Here is a 22,134-nt window from a genome sequence, read left to right on the forward strand (position 1 = left end):
CTCACTCGATCTGAAACTCTCCCCGAAAAGTGCGCTCATGCGGCCGTTGGCATTCATGAGCCAGGCTCATAACAGCGTGTGGATCTGCCTGACTAATCAGCGCTTCGACCTCCTGTTAGGGTCCGTATACGGCTGCCATGCCTGTGGTCGCAATGTTCGGATACAGACGTCCGTCAAACAGTTGGAACTTTAGAAGCGCAGACCAGTTAAACACTTATAACGGGTGATAGCGTTTTGGCTTTGATTACCCCCTGAAAATAAAGGCAGCACGTCAGTGAGCAGGAGTACGCCCGGGCCGCTGACCACACCATAACGCCCGGCGCTTTACAGCAGCGCCGGCTATTACCGAGTGATCCTGATGACCGAACCCAAGAAGCACAAGGAAACTGCTGTCGACAGCAGCGCCGTGCAGCCCTCACGCCGAAACTTTCTGAAGTTCGGTGCCTCCGGCATTGCTGCGGCCACGCTGTCTACCTGGATCCCCTCCGACGGCCTGCTGCAGGCGGCGCCTTTGGCACCTGCGGCCCCCGTGGTCGAAGACAGTGACGCGCCCGCAGCGGGTGAGCAGCGCATCCAGTTGAAGGTCAATGGCCAGGTTCATACCCTGAACGTGCCGGCCAATGCCGTTCTGCTCGATGTGCTGCGTGACCGCCTGCAACTGACCGGCACCAAGAAGGGCTGTGACCACGGCCAGTGCGGCGCCTGCACGCTGCTGGTCAACGGGCTGGCGATCAACTCCTGTCTGTCCATCGCCGTTCAGCATCAGGGCGACAGCATTACCACCATCGAAGGGCTGGCAGAGGACGGCAAGCTGCACCCGGTACAGGAAGCGTTCTGGGAACACGACGCCTACCAGTGTGGTTATTGCACCTCCGGACAGATCATGAGCGCGGTCGCGATTCTCAAGGACCCGAACATTCCGTCCGACGACGCCAGCGTCAGAGAAGCCATGAGCGGCAATATCTGCCGTTGCGGTGCCTACAAGAACATTCTGTCTGCCGTGCAATCTGCGCGCTCGAAAATGGGAGGTGCTGCCTGATGCGAACTTTCGACTACGCTCGTGCCGCTTCGCCCGCGCAGGCTTTCAGCACAGCGTCCGGTGAGGGGCAACGCTTCTATCTGGCTGGTGGCACCACGCTGCTGGATCTGGTCAAGCTCGACGTGATGCAACCGCAGCAGCTGGTGGACATCAATCATCTGGCGTTGAAGCAGGTCGAGTCGCTGCCGGATGGCCGTCTGCGCATCGGTGCGCTGGTCAGCAATACCGACCTGGCGAGCCACCCGCTGGTGCAGCAGCGCTACCCGGTTCTGTCCGAAGCGATCCTTGCCGGTGCGTCGACTCAATTGCGCAACAAGGCGACCACCGCCGGCAATCTCATGCAGCGTGTGCGCTGCCCGTATTTTCGCGATGGTATTTCAGCCTGTAACAAGCGCCAGCCGGGCTCCGGGTGTGCAGCCATCGGCGGGATGAACCGAAGTGTGCACGCAGTGCTGGGCACCAGCGAGCACTGCATTGCCACGCATCCGTCAGACATGTGTGTCGGCATGGCGGCCATCGGCGGGCAGATTACCGTTCAGGGCGCCAATGGCTCGCGGGATATCCCGTTCGCTGACTTTCATTTGCTGCCTGGTGATACGCCAGAGCGCGAACACGCGCTGGCGCCCCATGAGCTCATCACCCATGTGACCCTCGACGCCCCGCTGTCAGGCAGCCGCTCGTCTTATCTGAAGCTGCGCGACCGTACTTCGTACCAGTTCGCCCTGGCGTCCAGCGCCGTGATTCTAGTGATGGACGGCAAGCGCATTACCGATGCGCGCATTGCACTGGGCGGCGTGGGCACCAAGCCGTGGCGTGCCCTGGACGCCGAACGTGCGCTGATCGGTCAGCGTGCCGACCTGGATACCTTTGCGCAGGTCGCAGCGGTAGCGATGAAGGGCTCGCGGGGCTATGAACACAACGCCTTCAAGATCCCGCTGGGACAGCAGGTCATCGTCCGCAACCTTCGTGACCTCACGGCCTAGGAATTTCTCATGAGTGAAAACATCATTGGTGTGCCGCAGCGTCGTATCGACGGCGGCAAGAAAGTCAGTGGTCAGGCGCGCTATGCCGCGGACCATCCGATGGGCAAGATGCTTTACGCCTATGGCGTCTACAGCACCATCGCCAACGGGCGCGTGGTGGCGATAAAGGATCAGCAGGCCAAGGCGATGCCTGGCGTGGTCGATATCTTTCACCACGACAACTTCCCCTCGTTGCACCGTACTCCGAACACCAAGCTGAGCTTCGCCAAGATGCTTTCGGCCAGCAAGGCCGACGAGCATCGCCTGCCGTTCGAGGATGACCGGGTCTATTACCCTGGCCAGTTTGTCGCTCTGGTGGTGGCCGAAAGCTTCGAGCAGGCGAGGGCGGCGGCCTATCGCGTGACGGTTGATTATGACGAGCGTCCAGCGGTCAAGGACCTTGACGAAGGTATGCGCGTCAACGGCGCCCGCGATGGTGGCGCAGGGCACAATCGGGGCAACCCGGACAGCGCCTTCGACGGTGCAAAAGTGAAAGTCGATCAGACCTACACCACGCCGGTCGAAGTGCACAACCCGATGGAAATGCACGGCAGCACCGCGTGGTGGCAGGACGGCAAGCTGTTTGTCTATGAAAGCACCCAGGGCGTGGTCAACCACCGCAACCTGCTGGCCAACGTCTTTGACCTTTCCCCCGACCGGGTGGAAGTACGCGCGCCCTTCATAGGCTCGGGCTTTGGCGGCAAGCTGTGGCCGTGGCCGCATTCGGTCGCAGCGTGCGCCGCTGCGAAAGTCACCGGGCGACCGGTGCAGCTAGTGCTGCCGCGTGCGCAGATGTTCACCACGGTGGGGCACCGTCCGGAAACTCGCCAGCGCCTGCGTCTGGCCACCGATGCGAGCGGCAAGCTGGTATCGATTCGTCACGAGTCGTTCAACAACACCTCGATGCTCGATGACTACACCGAAAACTGCGGTGGCGTGACCAAAAGCCTGTATGCCTGCGATAACGTGCTGGTCAGCCACAAGATCAGCCCCATCAACCGCGGCACGCCTACCTCCATGCGCGCGCCGGGCGCGGCCCCGGGCCTGTTTGCACTGGAGTCGGCCATTGATGAAATGGCCCTGGCCAGTGGCATGGACCCTCTGGCATTCCGCAAGCTGAACCTCTCTGACAAGGATCAGAGCGCGGGCCTGCCGTGGTCCAGTAATCACTTGCCTGAAGCCATTGACAAGGCCGCCGAACGGTTTGGCTGGCACGCGCGCAAGGCTGAAGTCGGTTCGATGCGCGAAGGCGATGAAATCATTGGTTACGGCATGGGCGCCTGCAATTGGGAAGCCTATCAGGTGCCTACCGATGCGCGGGTCATTCTGCGTTCCGATGGCACGGCCCTGGCTCAGTGCGGCTTGCAGGACATCGGTACCGGCACTTACACCATCGTCGCGCAGACCGTCAGCCAGTTGACCGGCATTCCCATGGAGCGCGTCGAGGTGGAACTGGGCAGCTCGTCGTTCCCGGCAGGCCCGGTATCCGGCGGCTCTTGGGTCACCGCCAGCGTCATGCCGGCGATCGCCGGTGCCACCCGCGAAGCGTTGCAGAAGCTGCGCCAGTACGCCGTCAGCAAGGATGCAGTGTTCGCCGGACAGGACGCCGAATCGATCAAGGTCGAGAACGGTCAACTGGTCATGGGTGAGCAGCGTGCGAGCTTCGTCGATGTGCTGAACGGTCAGCGCCTGTCGCGTGCCGAGGGCACCTTCCAGAGCGGCATGCCTGAAGCGGGCAAGTACTCGTTCCGCTCGTTCGGTGTGCATTTTGTCGAGGTGCGCTGGGATCCGGGCATTTCCAGCCTGCGCGTCTCGCGGGTGGTCAGTGCCATTGACGTGGGCAAAGTGGTCAACCCGCTGGCAGCACGCAATCAGGTGGAAGGCGCAATTGTGATGGGCATCGGTATGGCCTTGTTCGAGGCCGGTGAATACGATCCGCGTAGCGGCATGCCGGTCAATAACAACTATGCCGAGTACGTGGTGCCGGTGCATGCGGATCAGCCGGACATCGACGTCCTGCTGCTCGATTATCCGGATTACAACCTGGGTGAATTCGGCGCACGTGGTATCGGCGAGATTGGTGTGACCGGGCTGGCGGCGGCAGTGGCCAATGCGGTGTATCACGCGACGGGCAAACGGGTACGCAGCCTGCCGATCAGCAAGGAAAAACTGATGGCAGGGTTGTAGTCATGAAACAGCTTGATTTGCAGGTTGTACAACAGGCGCGTGACTGGCTGGCCGGCGGCAAGGCCGTCTGGCTGTGTACGGTTCTTTCCACATTCGGCTCGGCCCCGCGCGGGCCGGGGGCGATGCTGGTGGCGCTGGGCAGCGGCGAGCATCGCGGCTCTCTGTCAGGTGGCTGCGTGGAAGAGGATTTTCTCGAGCGCGTTGCTGCCAGCCAGTTCGAGCCGGTCAATCAGGTGGTTCGTTACGGCGACGGCGGCTTCGCGCCGACGCGGGCCTTGCCGTGCGGTGGTGTGCTGGATGTGTTGATCGAGTTCATTGCCCCAGGCCCTGAAGCCGATGCTCATCTGGCGGCCATCGAGCAGGCGCTGGCCGGTCGCGAGCTGGTCAGCAGGCAGGTGCAACTGGGCGGCGTGCAGAGGGAGATCGGGCCTGCGACGATGGGCGAGTCACGCGTACAGGTCGACGGTGAGCGGATCAGCATCCGCATGGGTGCGGTGTACCGCGTGCTGCTCGCCGGACTGTCGCCGGTGGCCGAGTTCTGCGCCAGTTTTGCCGTTGCGATGGGGTATGAGGTGATCGTTTGTGACCCTCGTGTCGAGGTCACTTCCGGGTTCTCGATGCCGGGTGTCGAGGTGCGTGGCGTGCTGCCTGCGGTGTTCATTGCCGAGGGCGGCTGCCACAGTTCGACGGCCGTTCTTGCTCTGACGCATGATCCGAAGCTGGACGATCTGAGCATGCTCGAGGCGGTCCGTACCGAGGCGTTTTACATAGGCGCGATGGGTTCGATGCGCACCAGCAGCAAACGTCTGGAGCGTCTGGGGCGGATTGGCGGGCTGGACGCTCAGGTCCTGGACCGGATTCACGCGCCCATCGGCCTGAACCTGGGCAGCAAGACCCCTTCCGAGATCGCCATTGCGGTAATGGCCGATATCCTGCGGGTGGCCAACGGTGTCAGTCGTGCCGAGGTGTAAGGTGTTGCCGGCAGGCTTCTGCCAGCGCTGACGGGGTGTCGGCGTCATGCAGGATGCCAGGGTCATCGCAGTGCAGTACGTCACATGCCTCGGGGTTATCGATGATCAGTGCTTTCGCGCCCTGATCGCCTTCCAGCTTGAGCAGCGCTGGCCAGAACCGGCGGCCAATAATCACCGGGTGGCCGCGCTGGCCCTTGTGCATGGGCAGGACGATGCGCTGGGAATCGGCCATTCTGGCCAGGTCATGCAGGGTCTGCGGCTGTACCCAGGGCATGTCCGCGAGAACAATGGCAACCGCATCGGCAAAGGAGTCCATCACTGCCGCAACGGCGCTCGCCAGGCTGTGGCCCATCCCCAGTTCGGCCTGTTCGCTGCGGATGATCGTGACGTTCGAGGCAATCCCCAGCGCATCCGCCTGGTCATCAGGGCGCACTACCACCGCCGTTTTGCCGAATGCGTTTTGCGCGTTTTCCAGGCTTGCCGTGAGTAGGGTCCGCCCGCAAGGTAGAAGCGCCTGCCGTTTGTCACCGGCAAAGCGTCTGCTGCGCCCCGCTGCTAGGACCAGGGCGAACACTTCTGGGATCTGGCTGTCTATGCTGCTCAATCCGAAACCTTATGAGTGGGTGAAAGGAGAGGGCGCACGCGGCTTGCCCGTCGCACCCTGCAGTTCTGCTGATGCACGCACAATGCCTTATTTCGCTGCCTTGCCGGTAGCGGCACGAATCATGTTTTCGAGGGTTTCAAGTGGACAATCATATTCGTCCTGTCGATCTGGAAAAAGCCTACCGTTTGCTCAACCACGGCCCGACCGTGCTGGTCTCATCCAGCCACGAGGGCACGCATAACGTCATGGCTGCGGCCTGGGCCTGTGCACTGGACTTTTCGCCGCCGAAAGTGACGCTGGTCATCGACAAGATGACCAAGACCCGCGAGCTGGTTGAGAAGAGTGGCTACTTTGCCCTGCAGGTGCCCAATCTGGATCAATTGCAGATGACCTTCGACGTCGGCACCCAGAGCAAGGTCTTTACCCCGGACAAGCTGGACAAGGCCAATGTGGACCTGTTCCGCATCGACGGCCACGACTCGCCGCTGGTCGCAGGCTGCTCGGCGTGGCTGATCTGCAAGGTCATTCCCGAGCCGCACAATCAGCAGACCTATGACCTGTTCATTGGTGAAGTGGTGGGTGCCTGAGCCGATACCCGTGTGTTCAACGACGGACACTGGGAATTCGAAAAGGCCGATCCGAAATGGCGCAGCCTGCATTACGTCGCGGGCGGGCATTTCTATACGATTGGTGAGCCTGCGGTGGTGGAAACGGGCGAGGAATGATCGCGATGTCTGGCCCTGACGATCTCCACTGGCCGTAAAGGCCTCTTCGTGAGCAAGCTCACTCCCACACAATCACACTTATCGTTCCCGTGGGAGCAAGCTTGCTCGCGAAAGCGGACTGACTGCTCCGCAAGTAGTCAGCGGCTGCACCAGCCTTTTCATGAGCAAGCACACACTGCCTCCGTGGGAGCGAGCTTGCTCGCGAAGGCGGACTGACTGATCAGCAGACATTCAGCGGCCTTCGCGAGCAACGCGGATCGCCGCCCCGGTCACTCCGGTAACAGCTGTGTACCTGCTGAACCCTCAGTGACGATCCCGCCACACGGTCTGCGCATTGCAGAATTCGCGTACACCGAAGTGCGACAGCTCACGGCCAAAACCGCTTTTCTTCACGCCGCCGAAGGTCACGCGCGGGTCTGAAGCGCTGTAGCCGTTGATGAACACACCGCCGGTTTCCAGTTCCTCGGTCATGCGCTCGGCCAGCTGCAGGTCGCGGGTATAAACCGTCGCGGTCAGGCCGAAGTCGCTGTCATTGGCCAGCTCCAGGGCGTGCTGCGCGTCTCTGGCGGTGATGATCGACGCTACCGGGCCGAACAGCTCCTGCCGGAACGAAGTCATCTTATCGGTGACGTTACCGAGCACGGTCGGCTGATAATAATTGCCCTGGCCTTCAGCCTTTTTGCCGCCCAGCAACAGCGTGGCGCCTTCGGCGAGCGTGTCCTGCACCTGGGCATCCAGCTCGTCGCGCAGATCGAAGCGCGCCATGGGGCCAATGTAGGTTTCGCTGGAAAGAGGATCGCCTGTCACCAGTTGACGCGTTTGCTCGACGAATCTGCGGGTGAACTCCTCGACCACGCCTTGCTCGATGATCAGGCGCTTGGCCGCTGCACAGACCTGCCCGGTATTCTGGAAGCGGCCAATCACCGCGGCCTTCACAGCCTGATCCAGGTCCGCGTCATTGAGCACGATGAACGGGTCGGAACCGCCCAGTTCCAGCACGCACTTCTTCAGTGCCGCACCGGCCTGGGCACCGATGGCCTGGCCAGCACGCACGCTGCCGGTCAGGGTGACGGCTGCGATGCGCGAGTCGGCAATGGCGCTTGAAACGCCTTCCGGGGTCACGTTGATGACCTCGAACACACCCTCCGGAAAACCGGCACGCTTGAACGCGTCGAGCATCAGGTAAGCGCAGCCCATTACGTTGGGCGCGTGCTTGAGCACGTAAGTATTACCGGCCAGCAGGGTCGGAATCGCGCCGCGCAGCACTTGCCAGATCGGGAAATTCCATGGCATCACTGCGAGAATCGGGCCCAGCGGACGGTACTCGATCCGCGCCTTGTCATTCTCGACCTGAGTTGCTTCGGCCACCAGCATCGCCGGGCCTTGTGCCGCGTACCAGTCGCACAGCTGCGCGCATTTTTCGACCTCGCCTCGGGCCTGAGCGACGGGCTTGCCCATTTCCTGACTGATCATGCGTGCAATGTTGTCGACGTCATCACGCAGGGCCTGACCCATGGCGATGATCAGTTGCGCACGTTGCTGAACCGGCGTGCGCTTCCAGCCGGCAAAACCGGCCGCCGCGCGCGACAGGCTTTGATCCAGCGCAGCGGCGGATTCGAAGGCATAGTGGCCGATCTGCTCGCCGGTGGCAGGGTTGATCGAGATTGCATGGGTGTTGCTGGTGACAGTAGTCATTGCGCCATCCTGTTGAGGTGGAAGTGGGACCAGAATATAGGTGTGCAATGCTTTCTAAAACTGAATAATAATGAGCTTAACGTTCATTTTTGGAGAATGATATGGATCTGGTTCAGCTGGAGATCTTCAAGGCGGTGGCTGAACACGGCAGCATCAGCGCCGCCGCGCAGCACATCCACCGGGTGCCCTCGAACCTGACCACGCGCATCAAGCAACTGGAGCAGGATCTGGGCGTCGACCTGTTCATTCGCGAGAAGCACCGCTTGCGCCTGTCTCCCGCAGGCTGGAATTTTCTCGACTACACGCGACGCATCCTGGATCTGGTGCAGGAAGCGCGTTCCGCCGTTTCCGGTGAGGAGCCACAGGGGCCTTTTGCACTGGGCTCGCTGGAAAGCACGGCTGCGGTCAGGATTCCTGCGCTGCTGGCCGCCTACAACCAGCAGAACGCCAAGGTCGAGCTGGACCTGTCCACAGGCCCGTCCGGAACCATGATCGACGGCGTGCTGGCCGGTCGACTGGTCGCTGCGTTCGTTGACGGGCCAGTGCAGCATCCATCGCTTGACGGCGTGCCGGTCTTCGAAGAGGAAATGGTCATCATTGCGCCGCTCAATCATGCGCCGGTCAAGCGCGGGCGGGATGTCAGCGGAGAGAGTATCTATGCGTTTCGTGCCAACTGCTCGTACCGCCATCACTTTGAACGCTGGTTTACCGATGACGCGGCAGTGCCGGGCAAGATCCATGAAATGGAGTCCTACCACGGCATGCTCGCCTGCGTCAGCGCCGGTGCCGGGCTGGCGCTGATGCCGCGCAGCATGCTGGAAAGCATGCCCGGCTGCGCCACGGTCAGTATCTGGCCGCTGTCCGAGAAGTTTCGCTACCTGCAGACCTGGCTGATCTGGCGCCGCGGCACGGTGTCACGCAGCCTGACTCGCTTCGTCGAGTTACTGGAACAGCGCAACGAGCCAGCGAGCGTTTAACGGCCTGCACAAACCCGCTCGGCAATCGCCGCACCGACTTGTTGAGTCGAAAGCGTGCCGCCCAGATCCGGCGTGACGTCGCCGTTGGCGATCACTTGCTCGATGGCGGTGATGATTTCGTCATGGGCCGCGGTGAAGCGCTGATCGCCCTGGCCGAGGAATTCGAGCATGAGCGCACCCGACCAGATCATGGCGATCGGGTTGGCGATGTTCTGGCCGAAGATATCCGGGGCCGAGCCGTGAACCGGTTCGAACAGCGACGGGAAGTGACGCTCGGGGTTGAGATTGGCTGAAGGCGCGATGCCGATGGTGCCTGCGCAGGCCGGGCCGAGGTCGCTGAGGATGTCGCCGAACAGATTGGACGCCACTACCACGTCGAAGCGCTCGGGTTGCAGCACGAAACGTGCGCAGAGAATGTCGATGTGTTGCTTGTCCCAACTGATGCCGGGGTACTGGCTGGCCATCGTTTCGGTGCGCTTGTCCCAATACGGCATGCTGATGGCCATGCCGTTGGATTTGGTCGCCGAGGTAACGTGCTTGCGCTCGCGTTTGCTGGCCATCTCGAAGGCGAATTTGAGAATGCGGTCGACGCCGCGACGGGTGAACACCGATTCCTGCAACACGAATTCGTTGTCGGTATTTTCGAACATGATCCCGCCCAGCGACGAGTATTCACCTTCGGTGTTTTCCCGGACCACGACAAAGTCGATGTCGCCCGGTTTACGATGGGCCAGCGGGCAGGGGACGCCGGGAAACAGCCGCACCGGACGGATATTCGCGTACTGATCGAATTCGCGACGAAACTTGAGCAGCGAGCCCCACAGTGAGATGTGATCCGGCACCTTTTCCGGCCAGCCGACGGCGCCGAAGAAGATCGAGTCAAAGCCTTTGAGCTGTTCGAACCAGTCGTCCGGCATCATCTTGCCGTGCTTCAGGTAGTAATCGCAGCTGGCCCATTCGAAGTATTCGAACTCCAGGTCCAGCCCGTGCCGTGCGGCAGCGGCCTGCACCACACGTACTCCTTCGGGCAGCACTTCCAGGCCGATGCCGTCACCGGCGAGGGCAGCGATACGCAGTTTCTTGTTGTTCATGGTGGCGCTCTCTCTGAATCGATCCATTACGGGTGTGCGATGAATGAGTTGCACAGGCCATTCATGCTATAAGCGCACGATACAAAGATAATCAGCCGATTAATGGACTGAGAAAACACGAATCGTGAATAAATACCCCAGTCTCGATGATTTGAATGTGTTCGTTCATGTGGCCCGGCGCTCAAGCTTCGTCGGGGCTGCGGATGAGCTGGGCATGTCCGCTGCCTACGTCAGCAAGCGCATTCGTTTGCTGGAGCAGGGCATGGGCGTGGTGTTGCTGCACCGCTCGACCCGGCAGGTGTCGATTACCGAAGATGGCGAGCGCGTCTACGAGTGGGCCAGGGGTATGCTCGACTCAGTGCAGCAGATGGGCGACCAAGTGGCGGCACTGCATGGCGAACCGAGTGGCTTGTTGCGCGTGGTCAGCAGCCAGGGCTTTGGCCGTCGTTTCGTCGCGCCGGCGTTGTCGGAACTGGCCGCGCGTTATCCGAAGCTGGATATCCGTCTGGACATTCAGGACCGGCTGGTCGATCTGATCGAGGAGGGCGTCGATCTGGATATCCGCGTCGGCAACGAAATCGCTCCGCACTTGCGCGCCAGGCATCTGGCCAGCAACTGGCGGGTTCTGTGCGCGAGCCCCGGCTACCTCAACCTTCATGGCACGCCGCTCAATCTTGGCGAACTGGCCAATCACGATTGCCTGGTGATCAAGGAGCGTGACCGGCCGTTCGGCATCTGGCACCTCAACGGGCCGCAGGGTGCCGAAACCGTCAAGGTGACCGGCAGCCTGTCCACCAACCACGGCGAAATCGCCCGCCAGTGGTGCCTGGACGGACGCGGGGTATTGCTGCGTTCGCTGTGGGATGTGCGCACTGATCTGGCCGAGGGCCGGCTGGTTCAGGTGTTGCCGGATTACCGTCAGGATGCAGACATCTGGGCGGTGCATACCTCGCCGCTGATGAGTTCGGCCAAGGTCCGCGTCGCGGTGGAGTTTCTGCGCGACTACCTTGCCCTGCATCCTTCGCCGGTCAACCACTGAGGCACAGCACACACTGTCAGTGGGTGCCGGCCGCCTTGTTCAGGTCGCTGTCTGTCCATTCGGTGTAGATGCATGCGTCTGCGGCGGCCCAGCGCACGCGCACCGGGTCGCCGGCCTTGAGCGGCATGCCGTTCGCGGAAAGCACCTTGACCGTCATGGCAGTGCCTCCGGCAGTGACTACCGAGCACGTCTGGCTCTCGCCAAGGAACAGCACTTCATGGACCGTGGCGCTCACCTCGTTCCAGCCTGCTTCGAGTGGCATGGCCGCAGCCTGGGACACGCTCAGCGCCTGGGCTTTCTCCGGGCGCACCATCAGCAGCACGTCCTGATCGGTCTTCAGCCCTGCGGTGAGGCGAATCGCCAGTGTGCTGCCCTCGAACGTCGCCACGGCATTGCCCTGAGCCTTGAGCCTGAGGAAGTTCGAGTTGCCGAGAAACGAGGCGACGAAGGCATTCGGTGGATCCTGGTACAGGTCATAGCCCGAGCCCAGACCGACGATCTTGCCATGGCTGAAAATGGCGATGCGCTGTGACAGGCGCATGGCTTCTTCCTGGTCATGGGTCACGTAAACGATGGTGATGCCCAGCCGGCGATGCAACTGACGCAGTTCGTCCTGCAAGTCTTCACGCAGCTTCTTGTCCAGTGCGCCCAGAGGCTCGTCCATCAGCAGGATGCGCGGCTCGTAAACCAGCGCCCTGGCGATGGCGACCCGTTGCTGCTGGCCGCCTGACAGTTGCGACGGGCGACGATGAGCGAAGGCTTCCAGCTGAACCAGCTTGAGCATCGCATCGACTTTCTTCTCGCGTTCGGCCGCAGGCATCTTGCGGATCGCCAGCGGGAAGGCAATGTTGTCGCGGACCGACAGGTGCGGGAACAGCGAGTAGCGCTGGAACACCATGCCGATGTCACGCTTGTGCGGCGGCACATTCACCAGCGATTTGCCGCCCACCAGAATCTCGCCCGAGCTGGGCGTTTCGAAGCCGGCGAGCATCGACAGCGTGGTGCTTTTTCCCGAGCCGCTGGAGCCCAGGAAGGTCAGGAATTCGCCGTCCTGGATGTCCAGGGAAATGTCGTCGACGGCGGCGAAACTTCCGTAGTGCTTGTTCAGATTACACAGGCTGACGAGTGTGTTCTGTCGCTGATGGGCGGGGTCTTTGATCAAGGCACTCATGAAGTACTCCTGGCTTCGTTGCGGCGACGCAGGGTCGCGGCGATGAACATGATCAGCACCGACAGGGCGATCAGCAGCGTTGAGGCGACGGCGATGACTGGCGTCAGGTCCTGACGCAGGGTGGTCCACATTTTTACGGGAAGGGTTTGCAGGGTAGGGCTGGCCATCATCACGCTCAAGACCACCTCGTCCCACGACACCAGGAACGCGAACAGCGCACCGGCCATCATGCCCGGCCGGATGCCGGGAAAGGTCACCTTGTAGATGGCCTGCAAGCGTGAGGCACCGCAGATGACTGCGGCATCCTCGATGGACTGGTCGAACAGCTTCAACGAATTGATGATCGAGATGATGGTGAACGGCAAGGCAACGATCACATGGCTGACGACGAAGGAAAACAGCGTGCCGGTGTAGCCGAGCTTGAGAAACAGCGCGTAGACCGCGACGGCGATGATCACCAGCGGCACGATCATCGGCAGTGTGAAGACGCCGTACAGCAGGTCACGCCCCGGAAACCGGCCACGCACCAGTGCGAATGCGGTGGGCAGGCCCAGTGCCACCGAGGCGAGGGTGGTCAGGATCGCGACCTTGAAGCTGGACATGGCCGCGGCCATCCAGTCCGGGTTGGAAAAAAACTGCTGATACCACTTCAGCGTCCAGCCGGGCGGCGGAAACACCAGCCACTGCGACGAACCGAACGACAGCAGGACGATGAACAGGATCGGCAGCAACAGGAACAGCGCGATCAGGGCGGTGGTCAGGTACAGGCCCGTACGCAAGCCGGGGCTCATGGCATTGGGTGTCAGGAGCATGGCGGTTTACCTCGCATTGCTGGCGCCGACCGGTGATTCCGGCTGGAGCTTCAGGTAGAAGTAGAACAGCACCAGCGTGATCAGCACCAGCAACGCAGCGGCGGCACTGGCCAGCCCCCAGTTGAGGAACGACTGCACCTGCTGGACGATGAATTCGGGCAGCATCATGTTCTGCGCGCCGCCGAGCAGCGCCGGGGTGACGTAATAACCGAGCGACATGACAAACACCATCAGGCCTCCGGAAAACAGCCCCGGACGGCACAGTGGCAGGAACACTCTGAAGAAATTGCTCCACGGGCTGGCGCCGCAGATCGAACCCGCCTGCAGCACCATGGGATCGATGGCTTGCATGGTCGCCTGCAGCGGCAGGACGATGAACGGAATCATGATGTAGCTCATGCCGATCACCACACCGGTCAGGTTGTGCACCATTTCCAGCGGTTGATCGATGATGCCCATGGCCATCAAGGCCTTGTTGACGACCCCTGAGGCCTGCAACAGCACCAGCCACGAATAGGTACGGGCCAGCAGGCTGGTCCACATCGACAACAGCACGATATTCAGAATCCAGCGTCCCCAGCCGCGCGGCACCAGGGTGATCACCCAGGCGAGCGGGAAGCCCAGCAGCAGGCTGAACAGCGTCACCAGACCGGCTACGGAAAAGGTATTGAGCAGCACCCGCGAGTAGGCCGAGTTGGCAAACAGTTGCTCATAGTTGCCAAGGCCCGGCACCGGTTCCAGCACGCCCCGCAGCAGCAGGGCAATCAGCGGCGCGAAGAAAAACAGTCCGAGGAAGATCAGCGCCGGAAGCAGATTGCGGCTGCCACGCCAGCGCTGTGCGAGGGAAGTGGATGCCTGCATGCCCGGCGCCTTCTGGCTGGCCGTGCCAGCGGTGCTGGAAGCACCCCCGGCCGGCATGGATTGACGAGGAGCAACCGCTGTCATTTTTACTTGACCAGCCATTCGTTCCACCGTGTCGCAATATCAGCGCCGTTCTTGGCCCAGTATGCGAAGTCGAGAGTGATTTGATCGGCAACGTGCGCGGTCGGCAGGTTAGGTGCCAGCGTAGAGTCCAGGCGCGCAACGCTCTGGGTATTGACCGGGGCATAGGCACTGAGATTGGAGAAGTCCGCCTGGCCTTTGGCACTGGTTGCATTGGCGATGAATTTCATCGCAGCGTCCTTGTTCTTTGCACCCTTGGGTACGACCAGAAAGTCAGCCATGACCAGATTCTGTTTCCAGCTCACACCCACCGGCGCGCCATCCTGCTGCAGGGCGTAGACCCGGCCGTTCCACATCTGCCCCATCGACACTTCGCCGGAAGCCAGCAGTTGCTGGGACTGCGCACCGCCGCCCCACCAGACGATGTCCTTCTTGATGGTGTCGAGTTTCTTGAAGGCGCGGTCGAGGTCCAGCGGGTAAAGCTTGTCAGGCGCTACACCATCGGCCAGCAGAGCCAGTTCCAGCACGCCGGGGCTTGGCCACTTGTACAGCGCGCGCTTGCCAGGGTAGGTCTTGGTGTCGAACATCGCGGCCCAGTCACCCGGTGCCTTACCGCCGACTTTGCTTTCGTTGTAGCCGAGCACGAAGGAGAAGAAGAACGAACCGGCGCCGTGGTCAGTCACGAAGCGTTTGTCGATCTCGTCGCGTTTGATGGCGGTGAAGTCCAGAGGCTCCAGCAGGCCTTCACTGGCGGCGCGCAGGGCGAAGTCGGCTTCGACATCGACAACGTCCCACTGCACGTTACCGCTTTCGACCATGGCCTTGAGTTTGCCGTAGTCGGTAGGACCGTCCTGCACGACGGTGATGCCGCTGGCCTTGCTGAACGGCGCCGCCCAGGCCTCCTTCTGAAAGTCCTGCGTGGAGCCGCCCCAACTCACGAAGTTGACGCTCTCGGCGGCAATAGCGGCGACACTCGAGAAAGCCAGCACGCCTGCGGCCAGGACTGCTGTTGCACGTTTGTTCAACACCATTTTTACGCCCTCATTTGTTGTGTTTTGAGCGGGCTTTTCTTGCCCGCGTAATCGGGAGCAGTAGGTCCAATGGGCCTTGAAACCTTGTACAGGTCAGGTGCTGTTATTAGTGCTGTCCCTCGCCGGGCGCGTCTGACCAGATCTTGTATTTATGGAATGTCATATTATGGTATTCCAAACTTTCTGCAAGCGTTTTGCCCTGTCAAAACGCCTTCACGGTGGCTTTTTTGGTCAGCGCCTTCGGTTAAAGGCAGTGGATTATCAGGCTCGCGCGCCAAGCGTTTGCCTGGTCAGCCGGGAAACGGAATATTTTCAATCACTTCCAGATCGTAGCCAGTCAACCCTGCGTATTTCAGTGGCGGCCCGAGGTGGCGCAGCTTGCCGACGCCCAGATCCTGCAAGATCTGTGCGCCCGTACCGACCTCGGAATAAATACGTGATTGCGAACGCGTGTATTGGCGTGGCGGCTGGGTGAGCTGTGGAATGCGCTCCAGCAGCGCTTGGGAAGATTCGTGGTTGGCGAGCACCACCACCACGCCGTGACCTTCTTCAGCGATACGTTGCAGGGCGGCCCAAAGCGTCCAGTTGGCGGGGCCGTTGTATTCGGCACCGACCAGGTCGCGCAGCGGGTCGACAACATGCACGCGCACCAGCGTAGCGGCGTCACGGCGGATGTCGCCCATCACCATGGCCATGTGCACGCCACCTTCGATGCGGTCTTCGTAGCTGAACAGACGGAAGGTGCCGTGCACGGTCGGCAGTTCGCGCTCGCCAATCCTGACGATGGTGTGTTCGGTGCTCAGGCGGTAATGGATCAGGTCGGCGATGGTGCCGATGCGGATGCCGTGCTTTTTGGCAAACACTTCCAGGTCAGGTCTTCTGGCCATGCTGCCGTCATCATTCATGACTTCAACGATGACCGACGCTGGCGTGAAACCGGCCAGCCGGGCCAGGTCGCAGCCCGCTTCGGTATGCCCGGCACGGGTCAGGACGCCGCCGTCACGCGCGCGCAATGGAAAGATATGGCCCGGCTGCACCAGGTCTTCCGGTACTGCGTGCGGGTTGACGGCAGCCTGAACGGTACGCGCACGATCTGCCGCGCTGATGCCGGTGGTCACACCTGTGGTCGCTTCGATGGACACCGTGAACGCGGTGGCGAATACGCTGCCGTTGCTGGGTACCATCTGTTCCAGGCCCAGACGCTGGCAGTGTTCGTCGGTCAGCGTCAGGCAGATCAGACCGCGCGCTTCGCGGGCCATGAAGCTGATGGCCTGTGGCGAACAGCAATCGGCAGCCAATAGCAGATCGCCTTCGTTTTCCCGGTCTTCGTCGTCGACCAGCAACACCATCTTGCCTTGGCGGTAGTCTTCGATGATGTCTTCGATGCGATCGAACGCCATAGTCAGTTTCCCGGTTTTATGGGTGGATGAATCGTGGTATACCATAAGACAGAATATTTCACAGATTGCCTATCAATGAAACAGTGAGACCGCGATGAAAGCCTATTGGATTGCACACGTTGATGTGACCGACCCTCAGCAGTACAGCGAATACACCCAGCGCGCCCCCGCGGCTTTCGAGCTGTTTGGTGGCAGGTTCCTCGCGCGCGGCGGACGTTCCGAGGCGCTCGAAGGGCGTGATACGCCGCAGCGCACGGTGATTATCGAATTTGAATCCTACGAGAAGGCGCTGGCCTGTTATCGGTCGCCCGAGTACCAGCATGCGATGAGCCACAGGCAGGGTGCTTCGAAGGCCGAGATCGTGATCGTCGAGGGGCAGTTTTAAGCGTTCAGTTGCGAGCTGAAAGCTTCAGGCATTCACCGGATAAAGTGCACCTTGCCGGTGTCGTCGTTACCGATATAAATACCGTAGACACCCGCCTGACGTTCTTCGATATAGCGTTCCAGTATCTGGCGGATGGCGGGGTAATAGATGCTGTCCCATGGGATGTCTTCGGGGGCGAAGAATCTGTAATCCAGGGTTTCCGGGCCGAACTGGCCGGTCACCTCCAGCGCGATGGCGCGGAACACAATGTAGACTTCGCTGATGCGCGGCACGCTGAAGATAGAGTAGGGCGAAAGGATCTCGGCGCGCACACCGGTTTCTTCCCAGACTTCACGCAGCGCCGCCTGCTCGGTGGTTTCGCCGCTTTCCATGAAACCGGCAGGCAGTGTCCAGGTGCCCGGGCGCGGCGGGATGGCGCGCTGGCAAAGCAGGTACTTGCCTTCCTGCTCGATGATGCAACCCGCGATGATCTTCGGGTTGATGTAGTGAATATACTGACAGCCGCCACAGACCAGCCGCACGTGCGTATCGCCAGACGGGACACGCTGAGCCAGATCAGCGCTACCGCATTGAGGACAGAAGCGCGGTGTGGCCATTTCAGCGACCTATGCGAGGTTCTTTCAGCGCAACGGGGGCGATGATGTCACGGACTTTGCTGTCTTCGTCCTGCTTGGATTTGAGGTATTCCAGCGCCACACGTGCGGCGTTGCGTACGTGATCGACCGACGCCTGGTGCGCGGCCAGCGGGTCGCCGCTCTTGATCGCTTCGACCATGAGCTCCATTTCCTTGTTGCTGGCACCGCGGCGATTTTCCTGGGATACCGAGGTGGCGCGCAGGTAGCTGATGCGCGCCTGCAACTGGCGTAGCTGGGTCGCGGCGACATGGTTGCCCGAGCCTTCCAGCAATACATCGTAGAAACCCTGGACCGAGTCGATCACCTGCTGCAGTTCGCCTTCCTTGAGCGCCTGACGATTTTCCTCCAGGGCTTTTTCCAGAGCGCGAATGTCCTTGGGCTTGGCCCGCAGGGTAAACAGCTGAACGATCAGGCCTTCCAGCACGCAGCGTAGTTCGTAGATATCGCAGGCATCAGCCAGCGTGATGATTGCAACACGCGGGCCCTTGGCATCGGCGAACTCCACCAGGCCTTCGGATTCCAGGTGGCGCAGTGCTTCGCGAACCGACGTGCGGCTTACCCCGAGGCGGTCACACAGATCACGCTCGACCAGACGATCGCCCGGCAGCAGTTGAAAGTTCATGATTGCGCTGCGCAGCTTGTCCAGCACGATCTCGCGCAGTGTGACGGGGTTGCGGTTGACCTTGAAGGTGTCGTCGAGAGGCAGGCGTTTCATCGGGTGTGCTCGGAATGGGGCTGTCAAAGTAAAAACGTGACTGGAAATAACGTCTCGCTCATGTCGGCAACCCGCAAACCGCGCGGGCTGCTGCATGGCCCGGATGGATGAACCCGGGTCGCGGCCGAGTTTATCACGCCCGTGCCTGCAACCACCAAGACTGCCCTGAGCTACCTCAGACGATGGCTGGCAGTGCACCCATCTTGCCCCGGTGATAGACCATCGGTGTGACCGGTGTCGCGGGCAGGATCAGGTTTTTCACCTCGCCGACAATGATCGCGTGATCGCCGCCGTCGTATTCCCGCCACAGCTCACACTCGATGATCGCCGTGGCCTTGCTCAGCAGCGGATTGCCCAGCTCGCTCAACTGCCACTCGATGCCCTTGGTCTTGTCCTTGCCCTTACTGGCGAAGGCATAGGCTTCTATCTGCTGGTCGGCAGACAGCAGGTGAATCGCGAATTTTTTGCTGTCACGCAACACCGGGTAAGTGTCCGACTCATAGTTAGGGCAGAACAGCACCAGGGCCGGGTCGATGGACAGCGCACTGAATGCGCTGGCAGTAATACCGAACAGGTTGCCCTCAGGGTCGAGGGTGGTGACGATGGTCACGCCCGAAGGGAATGACGCCATGACTTCTTTGTAAATACCGGGTTCTATCATCGCAGCGGCCTCGTTAACGCATGACAAATGGATCAGGCATGGGCGCCTGCGAAAGGTTGATCCACACCGTTTTCAGTTCGGTGTAGGCCAGCACGGAGTCTATCCCGCTCTCACGACCGTAGCCGCTATTTTTGAAACCGCCGATGGGCGCCATGGCCGACACGGCTCGATACGTATTGACCCAGATGATACCTGAGCGAATATCCCGCGCCAGACGGTGTGCCCGGCCAAGGTCGCGGGTCCATATTCCGGCGGCGAGACCAAACTGGGAGTCGTTGGCGATGGCCAGCGCTTCGGCTTCGTCCTTGAAACGAATCACCGATGCCACCGGGCCGAATACTTCTTCCTGCATGATCTTCATCGAATTGTGATCGCACTCGAACAGCGTAGGTTCATAGAACCAGCCTTTGCTGTCCAGCGTCGGTCGCTTGCCGCCCAGACGCAGGCGTGCACCTTCGGCCAGCGCGTCGGCCACCAGGCCTTCTACCACGGCCAGTTGCTGAGCGGTGGCCATCGGACCCATTTCGGTGCCTTCATCCTGCGGATTGCCGATGCGGATACGACTGGCGCGCTCTGCCAGGCGTTCGACGAACTCGTCGTAGATTTCGTCCTGCACCAGCAATCGCGAGCCGGAAACACAGCTTTGCCCGGACGCCGCATAGATGCCGGCGACGGCGCCATTGATGGCGCTGTCCAGATCGGCGTCGGCGAAGATGATGTTGGGTGATTTTCCGCCCAGTTCCAGCGACAGTTTGGCGAAGTTCTCCGCGCTGCTGCGCACCACATGACGCGCCGTAGCCGCGCCACCGGTGAAGGCTATCTTGCGCACCAGCGGGTGCCGGGTGAGGGCCGCGCCAGTGGTCGGGCCGTAACCGGTGATGACGTTGACCACGCCCGGTGGAATGCCGGCTTCAAGTGCCAGACGCGCCAGCTCGAGCACGGTGGCCGAGGCGTGTTCCGAGGGTTTGAGGACAATGGTGTTGCCTGCCGCCAGTGCCGGGGCCAGCTTGATGGCGGTCAGGTACAGCGGGCTGTTCCAAGGTATGATCCCGGCCACTACGCCCATCGGTTCGTGCACGGTGTAGGCGAACAGGTCGGGCTTGTCGAGGGGCAAAGTGCCGCCTTCGAGTTTGTCAGCCAGCCCTGCGGTGTAATGAAAGAATTCGGGCAGATAGCCGACCTGCCCGCGGGTTTCGCGAATCAGTTTGCCGTTGTCGCGGCTTTCCAGCTGTGCCAGTTGCTCCTTGTTTTCGGCAATCAGGTCGCCCAGCTTACGCAGCAGCTTGCCGCGTGCCGTGGCCGTCAGGCCGCGCCAGGCCTGACTCTCGAAGGCTTTCTGGGCGGCCTGAACGGCCCGCTCGACGTCAGCTTCGTCAGCATCCGGCAGTTGCGCCCAGGGTTCGGCCCGCGCCGGATCGAGGCTGTCGAAGGTCTTGCCGGACAACGCATCGACCCATTGACCGTCGATGCACATCTGAAAGCGGGTAAGGCTCATGCAACAATCCCCTTGATCGAATGGTGAGCGGACGCCGGTTTGTCGAGGCCGATCTTTTCGAAGAAACCGAGCAATACCTGGTTGACCAGGCGTGGCGATTCAACCGGCATCATATGACGCTGATCGGGCAATATCGCGACATCGGCACCAGGGATACGCGCGGCCAGTTCGCGGGCCATTTCGGGCGTCGATCCCGGGTCAAGTTCGCCCGTGGCGATCAACGTCGGTGCGCGAATATCGCCCAGATCCTCGGCGCGGTACATATCCTGAGTGGCGAACAGCTTGTACGTGGTCAGGTAACCCTGCGGATCGTTGCTGGCCAGGTTGTGCCGAATGGCCGCAATCTGGGCCGGGCTGGCCGCCTGATACTCGCGGCTGAACCAGCGTGACAGCGCTTCGCCCGCATTGGCGTCCGGGCCATGCTCGGCAGCCTGACTGGTGCGCGCAATGACGCTGGCACGCTGTTCCGCGCTGCGATTGAAGACGCTGTTGAGCACCACCAGCCCCGACAGGTGCTGGGGAAACTCCAGCGCAAACGCACGCGCCACCAGTCCGCCCATCGAGAAACCGACGACCGCCGCCTGCGGCAGTTGCAAGTGCGTCAGCAGCTCGTGCAGTTGTTCGGCATAGCCTGGCAGACCCGTATCCGGGTGGGGGCGAGGGCTGGCACCGTGGCCCAGCATGTCGTAGGCGATGACCTGATATTGCGTGGCCAGCCCGACGATCTGGCCGCCCCACATTTCCTTGTTAAGGCCCACCCCGTGAATCAACACCACGGGGTGACCTTGGCCGGTAGCCAGATAGCTGGTACCCGCCGGGGTGTGTTCAGCGGTGAGCTGAATCATGGATCGCTCCTGCGCAGATGACAAAGGTGATCGGGCGACGAGCCCTTCATGAGTTACTGGGCTTTTTCGGCCGCCAGCTCTTCCAGGTCTATATAGCGATTGCCGATTCGTGGGTGCAGGCGTCCACCGTTGGCGGCACCAAGGACTACGATGATTTCGTCGGCACGCGGCGAATCTTCGATGTGCATTTCCAGGGTGATGTAGTGCGAGCGCAGCCCTTCATCGTCCTTGTGCATCATCGGAATCTGGATCGACGTACCTGGGCCGCCGCGTTTGTTGGTGAAGCTCAGGTAGCTCTTGGCCTTGACGGCCTCACGGTAATGATTGCCAAAGCGCAGGGTATGGATCACGGCCGAAGCGTGTTCGATTTCGCCTTCCGCCCCGACCACTGCAGCCTTGCCGTAGGCCTCGATGTTCTGTGCGCCGCCAATCGCATCGGTGAGGCGCTTGACCATCAACTCGCCCAGTGCGGAGCAGTTGGCGCGAATCTCCGGTTTCAGGTCTTCGACGAAACCACGGCCCAGCCAAGGGTTCTTGATCACGGCCGCCAGCCCGATCATGGTGACCGGCTTGTCGGCGGCCTTGCCGCCCTCGATAAAGGTTTCTTCGGTGTACGTGACGATCTTGCGAATTTCAAAACTCATGAACGACTCCCGGAGCGAGTGCTTTTGTATTTCGTCTGATGGTATACC

At 61.2% G+C, this 22,134-nt stretch carries 21 protein-coding genes and 1 pseudogene; 8 read left to right on the top strand and 14 right to left on the bottom strand.

Annotation, left to right across the window (positions count from 1 at the left end):
- The first annotated feature begins 358 nt into the window (after positions 1-358).
- From LCH65_RS13480 to LCH65_RS13495, 4 genes are read left to right on the top strand one after another with little or no spacing between them, the layout of a single operon-like run.
- On the top strand, positions 359-1,039 hold the full coding sequence (locus tag LCH65_RS13480; protein WP_003369233.1) for a (2Fe-2S)-binding protein: 681 nt from the start codon (positions 359-361) through the stop codon (positions 1,037-1,039).
- Positions 1,039-2,022, top strand: a complete 984-nt coding sequence (locus tag LCH65_RS13485; protein WP_003369235.1) for a xanthine dehydrogenase family protein subunit M — start codon at positions 1,039-1,041, stop codon at positions 2,020-2,022. Before LCH65_RS13480 ends, LCH65_RS13485 begins: the two co-directional genes overlap by 1 nt.
- Before the next feature lie 9 nt (positions 2,023-2,031).
- The gene (locus LCH65_RS13490; RefSeq protein WP_226439544.1) at positions 2,032-4,248 is read left to right on the top strand and encodes a xanthine dehydrogenase family protein molybdopterin-binding subunit; all 2,217 of its coding nucleotides are present in this window, start codon (positions 2,032-2,034) and stop codon (positions 4,246-4,248) included.
- A gap of 2 nt (positions 4,249-4,250) precedes the next feature.
- Complete coding sequence (locus LCH65_RS13495; protein WP_003434200.1) at positions 4,251-5,219, top strand: XdhC family protein; 969 nt, start codon at positions 4,251-4,253, stop codon at positions 5,217-5,219.
- On the opposite strand, the gene LCH65_RS13500 is transcribed toward LCH65_RS13495, so the two are convergent.
- The gene (locus LCH65_RS13500; protein ID WP_072366511.1) at positions 5,200-5,823 is read right to left on the bottom strand and encodes a nucleotidyltransferase family protein; all 624 of its coding nucleotides are present in this window, start codon (positions 5,821-5,823) and stop codon (positions 5,200-5,202) included. The genes LCH65_RS13495 and LCH65_RS13500 overlap by 20 nt on opposite strands.
- A 140-nt stretch (positions 5,824-5,963) precedes the next feature.
- Between LCH65_RS13500 and LCH65_RS13505 the strand changes: the two are divergent.
- Positions 5,964-6,548 (top strand): annotated as a pseudogene (locus tag LCH65_RS13505) (flavin reductase family protein).
- Positions 6,549-6,851: 303 nt separating this feature from the next.
- Here the strand turns inward: LCH65_RS13505 and LCH65_RS13510 are convergent.
- Entirely contained in the window at positions 6,852-8,243 is a 1,392-nt protein-coding gene (locus LCH65_RS13510) for an aldehyde dehydrogenase family protein (protein WP_226439545.1), read from the bottom strand.
- A gap of 101 nt (positions 8,244-8,344) precedes the next feature.
- On the opposite strand from LCH65_RS13510, the gene LCH65_RS13515 reads away from it, so the two are divergent.
- Positions 8,345-9,220 (top strand): LysR family transcriptional regulator, encoded by an 876-nt coding sequence (locus LCH65_RS13515; protein WP_058416160.1) that lies wholly within the window; start codon positions 8,345-8,347, stop codon positions 9,218-9,220.
- On the opposite strand, the gene LCH65_RS13520 is transcribed toward LCH65_RS13515, so the two are convergent.
- Positions 9,217-10,311, bottom strand: coding sequence for a tartrate dehydrogenase (locus LCH65_RS13520; RefSeq protein ID WP_003434192.1), 1,095 nt, complete (start codon positions 10,309-10,311; stop codon positions 9,217-9,219). The two genes, LCH65_RS13515 and LCH65_RS13520, sit on opposite strands and share 4 nt — an antisense overlap.
- 124 nt (positions 10,312-10,435) lie before the next feature.
- On the opposite strand from LCH65_RS13520, the gene LCH65_RS13525 reads away from it, so the two are divergent.
- Positions 10,436-11,350 (top strand): LysR substrate-binding domain-containing protein, encoded by a 915-nt coding sequence (locus tag LCH65_RS13525; RefSeq protein WP_226439546.1) that lies wholly within the window; start codon positions 10,436-10,438, stop codon positions 11,348-11,350.
- A 16-nt stretch (positions 11,351-11,366) separates the two neighbouring features.
- Here the strand turns inward: LCH65_RS13525 and LCH65_RS13530 are convergent, their stop codons facing one another.
- From LCH65_RS13530 to ribBA, 5 genes are all read right to left on the bottom strand, one after another.
- Complete coding sequence (locus LCH65_RS13530; protein ID WP_226439547.1) at positions 11,367-12,521, bottom strand: ABC transporter ATP-binding protein; 1,155 nt, start codon at positions 12,519-12,521, stop codon at positions 11,367-11,369.
- Entirely contained in the window at positions 12,518-13,333 is an 816-nt protein-coding gene (locus LCH65_RS13535) for an ABC transporter permease (RefSeq protein ID WP_003410149.1), read from the bottom strand. The genes LCH65_RS13530 and LCH65_RS13535 overlap by 4 nt, the downstream gene beginning before the upstream one ends.
- A gap of 6 nt (positions 13,334-13,339) precedes the next feature.
- On the bottom strand, positions 13,340-14,296 hold the full coding sequence (locus tag LCH65_RS13540) for an ABC transporter permease (RefSeq protein WP_226439548.1): 957 nt from the start codon (positions 14,294-14,296) through the stop codon (positions 13,340-13,342).
- Complete coding sequence (locus LCH65_RS13545) at positions 14,281-15,306, bottom strand: ABC transporter substrate-binding protein (protein ID WP_003369260.1); 1,026 nt, start codon at positions 15,304-15,306, stop codon at positions 14,281-14,283. The genes LCH65_RS13540 and LCH65_RS13545 overlap by 16 nt, the downstream gene beginning before the upstream one ends.
- A gap of 290 nt (positions 15,307-15,596) precedes the next feature.
- Complete coding sequence (ribBA, locus tag LCH65_RS13550; RefSeq protein WP_058416163.1) at positions 15,597-16,706, bottom strand: bifunctional 3,4-dihydroxy-2-butanone-4-phosphate synthase/GTP cyclohydrolase II; 1,110 nt, start codon at positions 16,704-16,706, stop codon at positions 15,597-15,599.
- Between the two features lie 94 nt (positions 16,707-16,800).
- On the opposite strand from ribBA, the gene LCH65_RS13555 reads away from it, so the two are divergent.
- On the top strand, positions 16,801-17,091 hold the full coding sequence (locus LCH65_RS13555; protein ID WP_003434186.1) for a DUF1330 domain-containing protein: 291 nt from the start codon (positions 16,801-16,803) through the stop codon (positions 17,089-17,091).
- 32 nt (positions 17,092-17,123) lie between these two features.
- Here LCH65_RS13555 and LCH65_RS13560 read toward each other — a convergent pair whose 3' ends face one another.
- The 6 genes from LCH65_RS13560 to LCH65_RS13585 form a co-directional block, all read right to left on the bottom strand.
- Complete coding sequence (locus tag LCH65_RS13560; RefSeq protein WP_003369265.1) at positions 17,124-17,687, bottom strand: NUDIX hydrolase; 564 nt, start codon at positions 17,685-17,687, stop codon at positions 17,124-17,126.
- A gap of 1 nt (position 17,688) precedes the next feature.
- The gene (locus LCH65_RS13565; protein WP_003369267.1) at positions 17,689-18,441 is read right to left on the bottom strand and encodes a GntR family transcriptional regulator; all 753 of its coding nucleotides are present in this window, start codon (positions 18,439-18,441) and stop codon (positions 17,689-17,691) included.
- A 175-nt stretch (positions 18,442-18,616) separates the two neighbouring features.
- Positions 18,617-19,102, bottom strand: a complete 486-nt coding sequence (locus tag LCH65_RS13570) for a flavin reductase family protein (RefSeq protein ID WP_003434184.1) — start codon at positions 19,100-19,102, stop codon at positions 18,617-18,619.
- 13 nt (positions 19,103-19,115) lie between these two features.
- Entirely contained in the window at positions 19,116-20,597 is a 1,482-nt protein-coding gene (locus LCH65_RS13575) for an aldehyde dehydrogenase (protein WP_003369271.1), read from the bottom strand.
- Positions 20,594-21,442 (bottom strand): alpha/beta fold hydrolase, encoded by an 849-nt coding sequence (locus LCH65_RS13580; RefSeq protein ID WP_044309619.1) that lies wholly within the window; start codon positions 21,440-21,442, stop codon positions 20,594-20,596. The genes LCH65_RS13575 and LCH65_RS13580 overlap by 4 nt, the downstream gene beginning before the upstream one ends.
- Positions 21,443-21,495: 53 nt before the next feature.
- Positions 21,496-22,086: an amino acid synthesis family protein gene (locus LCH65_RS13585; protein ID WP_005757904.1), complete on the bottom strand. Its 591-nt coding sequence runs from the start codon at positions 22,084-22,086 to the stop codon at positions 21,496-21,498.
- Positions 22,087-22,134 lie beyond the last annotated feature (48 nt).

Source organism: Pseudomonas sp. MWU16-30316, from assembly GCF_020515645.1.
Classification (GTDB): Bacteria; Pseudomonadota; Gammaproteobacteria; order Pseudomonadales; family Pseudomonadaceae; genus Aquipseudomonas; species Aquipseudomonas cerasi.